Source organism: Pedobacter sp. (assembly GCF_037719805.1).
Taxonomy (GTDB): Bacteria; Bacteroidota; Bacteroidia; order Sphingobacteriales; family Sphingobacteriaceae; genus Pedobacter.
Map to the genome: position 1 here is coordinate 677,717 of NZ_JBBJLZ010000005.1, position 7,784 is coordinate 685,500.

Annotated in this window: 7 protein-coding genes; 1 reads left to right on the forward strand and 6 read right to left on the reverse strand. The window is 38.6% G+C overall.

The genetic code is table 11. The annotated features are described in order from the left end of the window. The 6 genes from WKF66_RS19380 to WKF66_RS19405 form a co-directional block, all read right to left on the reverse strand. On the reverse strand, positions 1–534 hold the full coding sequence (locus WKF66_RS19380; RefSeq protein ID WP_489676145.1) for an acyltransferase: 534 nt from the start codon (positions 532–534) through the stop codon (positions 1–3). A 54-nt stretch (positions 535–588) separates the two neighbouring features. After that, entirely contained in the window at positions 589–1,125 is a 537-nt protein-coding gene (locus WKF66_RS19385; RefSeq protein ID WP_489676146.1) for an acyltransferase, read from the reverse strand. 3 nt (positions 1,126–1,128) lie between these two features. Continuing rightward, complete coding sequence (locus WKF66_RS19390) at positions 1,129–2,031, reverse strand: hypothetical protein (RefSeq protein ID WP_489676147.1); 903 nt, start codon at positions 2,029–2,031, stop codon at positions 1,129–1,131. A 52-nt stretch (positions 2,032–2,083) separates the two neighbouring features. Beyond that, positions 2,084–3,382, reverse strand: a complete 1,299-nt coding sequence (locus WKF66_RS19395; protein WP_489676148.1) for an MATE family efflux transporter — start codon at positions 3,380–3,382, stop codon at positions 2,084–2,086. A 251-nt stretch (positions 3,383–3,633) separates the two neighbouring features. After that, positions 3,634–3,867, reverse strand: coding sequence for a hypothetical protein (locus tag WKF66_RS19400; RefSeq protein ID WP_489676149.1), 234 nt, complete (start codon positions 3,865–3,867; stop codon positions 3,634–3,636). Positions 3,868–4,207: 340 nt separating this feature from the next. Then, complete coding sequence (locus WKF66_RS19405; protein ID WP_489676150.1) at positions 4,208–5,170, reverse strand: hypothetical protein; 963 nt, start codon at positions 5,168–5,170, stop codon at positions 4,208–4,210. A 585-nt stretch (positions 5,171–5,755) separates the two neighbouring features. On the opposite strand from WKF66_RS19405, the gene WKF66_RS19410 reads away from it, so the two are divergent. After that, positions 5,756–7,030, forward strand: coding sequence for an acyltransferase family protein (locus WKF66_RS19410; RefSeq protein WP_489676151.1), 1,275 nt, complete (start codon positions 5,756–5,758; stop codon positions 7,028–7,030). The last annotated feature ends 754 nt before the right edge of the window (positions 7,031–7,784 follow it).

Consider the following 7,784-nt stretch of genomic DNA (forward strand, 5'->3'; position numbering starts at 1 on the left):
TTAAGTTCTAACTTTTAAAAACCTTGCAGGTACCCCTCCCCATATCTGGTTTTTAGGAATATTCTTATTAACTACTGCCCCGGCAGCAATAACTGCTCCTGTGCCTATGGTAACGCCCCTTAGCACAATCACATTCACTCCAAGCCACACGTCTTCCTCGATCAGAATAGCAGCAGAAACTGAGGGTTGTGCACCAATTCGTTCGCCAAGTACGATTCCATGGTCATGGTCAATGAACTTGCAACCAGAAGCAATATTTGAGTTTCTACTGATGTGAATACCGAGATTGATATTAAATTCACATCCTGCACCTATAAACACATTGTCTTCAATAACTATCGACGGGCCTGGAGCCCAAATTCCATCAAATTTGAAACTCACATCACGTTCTATCTGGCAATTCTGGCCTATTGTCACTTGATGCGGCCAGCTAGCTCTTAACGAAGGTAAAGACGTGCCTTTACCAACTTTCATTCCTTGAAGACCATACCACAATATCCTAAATGCAGAAATACACATTGGTATATATTTCATTTTCAATAAAAAAAAAGCTTGCTGAAACATTCCAGTCATTTGATTAAATAGTTATTATTGGAACAACCTTCTATATTTCGTTTCATATTTAAGGTCTGTTCTTCGCATTTTGATTACCCGGGCCGGAACTCCTGCAACAATAGCATACGGAATCACATCTTTTGTCACTACAGCTCCTGCTGCAATAAGAGCACCTTTCCCAATCGTAATACCTGGTAGAATAATCGCCCTGGTTCCTATCCAAACATAATCTTCAATATGGACAGTAAGGCTACGCCCTGCGAAATCAGCGGCATCCACATCATGATCAGCAGTTAAAATAAGGACTTCCTGAGAGATAGAAACATTCTCCCCAATCACAATCCTCCCTCTATTGTCAAGTCTGCATTTTGCATTGACGACTGAATTCTTACCTATTGACAGATTTTTTGCACAATCAAAAGAACAGTGCATATGAACCGAGCAATGCTCGCCAATGTTAAAGTTCATAATTTTTCGATAATAGAAATTTCTGATGAGATGGCTAGGGAAACCTGCAATCCATTCATTACAAATATAGATTCTTAACTCGGAAAGAATTAAATTAAACATACTCTAATTTCTCTTGTAAAAACGTCCAATAAATCCAGCAATTTTTATAGAAATTGAGGTTATCCTAATTCTTGAAGCAGTGTAAATTGTGATCGGACCAGACACGTTTTCCCAGAACACTTTCTCCGCCATAGTTGGCGGAATACCTTTTAATGCGGATGAGATAAACTTTTTAGCCCATGGTTTCGGACTTCCAACTGCATGAGCCATAGTAAAGCCGCCATTTGTAAAATCCATGGCTTCAGGTCCCATCTCACTAATCGGACAGCGACAACACATCGCTGCGATATTTAAGGCATCTTGATCATGAGCGTAAAAAATGTCTGACCGATCAGTATTCATTTGGAAAACGGAATCCTCGAAATGATAATTCTTCTTTGCTACCTCAATGATATCTCTAAATAATTCTAGAAAATCGATACAGTTTTTAGATACACCAAAGAATCCGGCATTAATATAAGAAGATAAGTCACGCTCCACGGTTCTGTTACACAAGCTTGCGACTTTAGCCCATTCCATCCTAATCGGATGTGTGGGAGGCATATCGTTATTAACGATTTCATGAACTAATGCCACCCCATGCGTCATCCAGGTCTTAAAAAAATCCCAGCGAGATTTAACTACGATATCTGGGTCAAAGTATGCGATTTGGTCAACATCCAAACAAGGCCCTGCAAATAGTTCAAGCATGAATACAGGCTTATAGTTAGTTAATTGATAACTCACTGTCACTGGCAAAAAATGAACACTTAGATTTGCGTTTAAAATAAGTGTTTTAGCACCCACCCATCCTAACGAGGCATCACTGGTTGCCACGCTGCACCACTCTGGCAAGGATCCTTTATATCCAACGAACACGCTGCCTTTGAAGCCATGCTTTGAGACAGAATTAATTAATGTTGCCACACCAACATGATAACTCCCCTCAAAAAGGGTGCATATAGCCGATGTCGTCCTGTTAAGCGCCATTTTTCATTTTAAATAATTTGTAAACAAAAAGGATGATAAGCATTACAATTTGTGAACAACCAATAAAGATATTTAAAAGTAATATTCCTTCAATGGTTGACACGTCCAATATCAACAAACCAATAATGATCACTAGTACGTTATAAACGATGAGGATTACAGGATTGACTACCCATCCCCGGCTGCTTGTCAGTGAATAAATAGCCCCACATCCTAAACCAATACATCCACCAATAATACTTAAGATTAGGGCATCATATAGGCCAGAGTATTCTTTTCCTAAAACCCATAAAATCTGGGAAGGAAACAGATAGGTTAGTCCGGTAATTATAAGGGAAATGACAAGGATCAGAATAAGAAATTGTAAAAAGCGTGACGCAAGCAACCCAATATTATTTGGAAATCGAGCAAATCTCGGAGTAATTAGTGTAGAGAACATCACAGAGAAGATCGACAAGAGCATTGAAAATCTTCCTAGGGCCCCGACTTGGGCAATTGAGGACGCGGTTCCAAAAAGAGTGATCAGCCAGATAGTGATTTGGCCTGATAGGCAATAATAGATCGCACCGGGAAGAGTCGCCCTTACAATTTTGAGCATTTCCTTCTTTCGCTGCTCATCTGGAGCATGCCCACTTTCTGCAAATTTATGAGCGATTGCTTTTAATTTATAATTTCCATATAACCTTGGGATACCACTGGCTAAGATTGCAATGAATGTAAAGGGAAGAAAGAAAACAGATACACAAGACAGCACGAGCCTAACTATGCTGACTGTAATTTGATTAACTTGCAAAGATTTGATATCCTGGTTTAGTTTCGGAAAAATTTCCAACAAGGAATCTGACATCGCCGCGAAGAAGGCAGGAATTAAGGTCAGCACAATTAAAACAATCGTCCATGGGCCAGCTCCCTGATGCCATAAGAGATAAGATAGAATTGGTATTGAAATCAACAAACTATAAACTCCAAACATTTTTCGGAGCGCCATCCCGGTAGACAATACAGTACCCAATTCACGCTTGTCGTTCCAAACCTTGCCACCTTGATTCATGACGCCAATACTGACGCCACCATCTGCTAAGATTGTCATTGTTCCTAACATGGTGTTTGCAATTGTATAATATGCATATTCCTGGGTAGTTAACATTCTAATGATCAAAATACCGGTGATCATGCCAATGGCCTGGATGAATATTTGAGCAGAACCAGTTAAGGAAATAAGTTTACCCCATTCATATAGTTTCGCGTATTTAGGATTATTTTGAAGTCTTTGAACAGAGCGAATCATTTAGGCAAGTTGGATTTTATTAAAGGAATAGCTATGGAGATCAACTCCATTTTTATCACAAATTTGTTTTTTTTTTGAGAATGAAAACATTAAAATTGATCTGACGTCTAATTAGTTAGCCCTATCCTTTTACCTCTGTAATGCAAAGTAATCTAGATGCGTCTCAAAAATATAAAAACATTCTGCAATAACTAATTAATCTGAACGGTTGTACGTGATTTTGTAGAGTAAGATGTTTAATCTTAAAACTACTAGTTGTAATCGAGATTATCAATACCCATTAACAATTCTTTTGTACCAAGAACCCACCGGTTGTCTGTCACTAAGCAAAAGCATAACATTCTCCTCATTTTTATCACCCGGACAGGTACACCGGCGACAATTGAAAAGGAGATAACGTCTTCTGTTAACACAGCACCCGCTGCGATTAGAGCTCCCATTCCAATGGTAATACCAGGAAGAATACTGCTGTGGTTCTTATCCAAACATAGTCTTCAATATATACAGAAGACTCCCACCAGCGAACTCGACTGCATCTACCTAATGATCAGCAGTAAAATAAGAACCTCTTGAGAAATAGATAGATTCTCCCCGATCACAATCATCCCTCTATTGTCCAATCTGAAGTTCGCATTCAAAACTGTGTTCTTGCCATTTAAAAAATTCTTGACACGGTCAAAGAAGCAGTGCATGGACAGCTATCCTCCCCTAGATTGAAATTCATAATACTACTATAATAACAATTACGAACAGCGTGGCTAGGAAAAGTGGTGATCTACTCGTTACAGATGTATATCCTTAACTCTGAATGGATTCATAGCATATTTAATTTCGTTTGTAAAAACGTCCGATAAACCCCGCAAATTTCAATGAAACCGATGTCATCTTTATCTTCCAGGCAGTATAAATAGAGATTGGACCAGAAACGTTTTCCCAAAACACTTTCTCTGCCATAGTCGGTGGAACTCCTTTTAATGCTGAAGAGATATATTTCTTGGACCAGGGCTTAGGGCTTCCAACTGCATGTGACATAGTAAAGCCGCCATAGGTGAAGTCCATGGCCTCAGGGCCCATCTCGCTAATCGGACAGACGCAACACATTGCTGCGATATTCATGGCGTCCTGATCCTTGGCATAAAAAATATCTGACCTATCCAGGGTATGTTGGAATGTCGAATCATCAAAATGATAATTAGACCTTGCCACATTTATGATATCCCTGAATAATTTTAAAAAATCCATGTATTCCCTTGATACGCCAAAAAAACCGGAATTTATATAGGAACGAATGTCATGTGTAACTGTTCTACCACACAGTTCAATCACTTTCTCCCATTCTCTTCTGACTGGATGATTCGCAGGCATATCACTACTGATGATTTCATGAACCATTGCTACGCCATGAGACATCCAGGTCTCAAAAAAGTCCCAGCCGCATTTAACAACAATATCGGGGTCGAAGTAAGCAATTCTTTCAATATCAGGAGAAATTTCAAATAACTGAAGCATGAAATCGGGCTTATAGTTAGCCAGTTGATAAGTTACAGTCACCGGCAAAAAATGGATCTTTAACCCGGGGTTTAAAATAAGTGTTTTGGCACCTTCCCAGCTTAAAGACGAATCATTTGTGGCGGGGTTGGCCCATAATGGTAACTGGCCCTTATATCCCACGAATACGCTCCCCTGAAAGCCTCGCTTTGACACTGAATTAATTAATGTAGCTACACCCAAATGGTAACTTCCCTCGAAAAGGGTACATATAGCCGACCTCATATTACTATAATTCATTGCTCAATTTAATTAATTTCTAAACAAAAAAGACAGTAAGCAGGATAATTACTGATCCACCAATAAAGATATTCACAAGTAGAATTCCTTCAATAGAGGACAGATCCAACATCAACAATCCAATAATGATCACTAGCACGTTGTAACAATTAGGACTACTACTGGATTGACAACCCAGCCCCCGCTGCTTGTTAGTGAAAAAATCGCTCTACATGCATTCGTCTCAAAAATATAAAAACATTAGCAATAAGTAATTAATCCGAGCGCTTGTATCCAATTTTGTAGAGTAAGATATTTCATTTTAAAACTGCTAGTTGTTATTGAGATATCAATATCCAATAGCCTCCTATTAGGGCGAGTAAAACTGACATACGATTTAATTCTTAAAATGCAAAACAACCATTTTTTTGCACACCTGATATCAAACTGGCGAACATACCTTTAATTAGTACCAAAGATTAACCCTTCATGAATGCGATCAGAATTAATTTTATCTTAATAATATTAAAACAGATAATAATTGTCTGTTCTAACGATTATAATGAAAAAAAGCTACTTTAGCTATTAATATACAACTTCTAATCAATGCCTCTAGTTACAACTAATGCTTTCCACCGCTTACGATTTCTAGACAGCTTGAGAGCTCTAGCAGCGCTATTCGTTGTCATACATCACGCGGCAATTAACTATTATGAATATGTTCCTAAAGACCCGGCAGGTCAAGCTGAGTTTCGTTTTGAGGGCTTAAAACTTGTCGCTTTCGAATTCTTTAGACGTGGGCATTTTGCTGTTGACCTATTCATTGTGCTGTCTGGTTTTAGCTTGATGTTATCAGTTTTAAAAACTGACTATAAGCTAAAAGGTGGGGCTATGGTATTTTTTAAACGTAGGATTATTAGAATTATACCCACTTACTACGCAGCAATTTTATTGTCTATGCTATTGATCTCAACCTTGATTGGGGATAAAACACAAACGCATTGGGATATAAGTATTCCAGTTGACACTTTTGATATAATAACACATCTGTTACTTGTCAGCGATTTCTTTCTATCGACCGCGTATAGTATCAGTCATGTATTTTGGTCAATCTGTGTCGAATTTCGTATTTATTTGTTTTTTCCAATTATATTATCACTATGGTTTAAGAAAGGCGCGTTAACTGCTATTTCTTTCTCTATATTAATTTCTATCATAGGACTTTTGGTGCTAGGTATTCTCAAAGCATTTTGGTCCCAAGACATCAATACCGGACAAGCTGGAATAAGTCCTTATATTATATTATTCAGTTTGGGGATGCTGGCCGCAGACTTGTCTGTTAAAGCTGGTAAAAGCCAGGGGAGTTTTAGGTCACTTTATAAGAATAAGCCTTTAGCTATACTAGTACCATGCGTGATTTTATCCGGAGTAATGCTTGGATCCGGAGGTTTTTTATCAAAATTAGAAAGTCCGGGATGGTTGGAGTATGGTGTTGTCTATTCACATCTTAAAGACATAGGAATAGGGATTCTTTGTTCGCTATTCCTATTTGTAGTGACTCTTTCGGCGACCGAAGAAAAGAAAGAATCAGCTCTTCTAGCAACACTCAACTGGAAACCGCTAGCATTCATTGGTAAATTTTCATACAGTTTGTATCTAATACATCCAGTAGTATTGCAGGTGGTATCCAAATTTATAGTAATACCACTTCATACTGATCGTTTTACATCAGCGTGTATATTGGCGGCCATAGGTATAATTTCTTCATTAGTCATATCTTATATCTTTTTCATATTCTTTGAGCGGCCGTTCCTAAATGCTGGTAAAAAAGGAAGTGGGAAGGTAATCGTTAAGCATGCAACAAGTGATACGGCAGCGTAAATATCTGACAAGCAAGTCTTGTCGGCGGATGCCGGCACCTCGACTGATGGCATCTTTATGCCGAGGTGCTGAATTAATTCACCAATGACAATATGTATAGCATAATGGGATGACCAGTGTCGTTATGGAGTCCATTGGACCTTATGGGATTGTTTTGTATGATATTCTAAATTGACGATGGCTTTGATCTCTGGCTGGTTGAGGGCCGTCAGACCCGTCAGGTTCCTGGACGGAAAACAGACGTGAAAGATTGCCAATGGATCCAACAGCTTCATAGCTATGGGTTATTAAGCCGTTGTTTTGTAGCCGAGAGAATGATGAACAATTAAGAAGCTATCAACGCCAGCGAGAGCATCATATCCGCAGTGCAGCAATGCATGTTAATCACATATAGAAGGCACTAATTGAGATGAATATCAGGCTTCCTGGAGACTGATAGTGAAAGGTAGAGCATTTGTGCAAGAAGGAGTAGCTAAGTATGAGGCGATATTACTCCAACAAAAAGAAAAACCTACACAATATTGCTCTGGAACTGCATAGGGCGTTAAAATAGCTATCTTAAATCAGTATAAGCTATGTGATAATGAACGTTGTCATTACCACCTCTTTGAGTTTTTTAGAAAACTAGAATCGCAGCATGACGGAGGTTTTAAAATTGTGATTAATACCTTATAAATTCAAAAGCACTAATTGCGGGACGAAAACTGCTTATAAACAAGAATACCCTTCAGAGAAATCTGAAGGGTATTTTGAT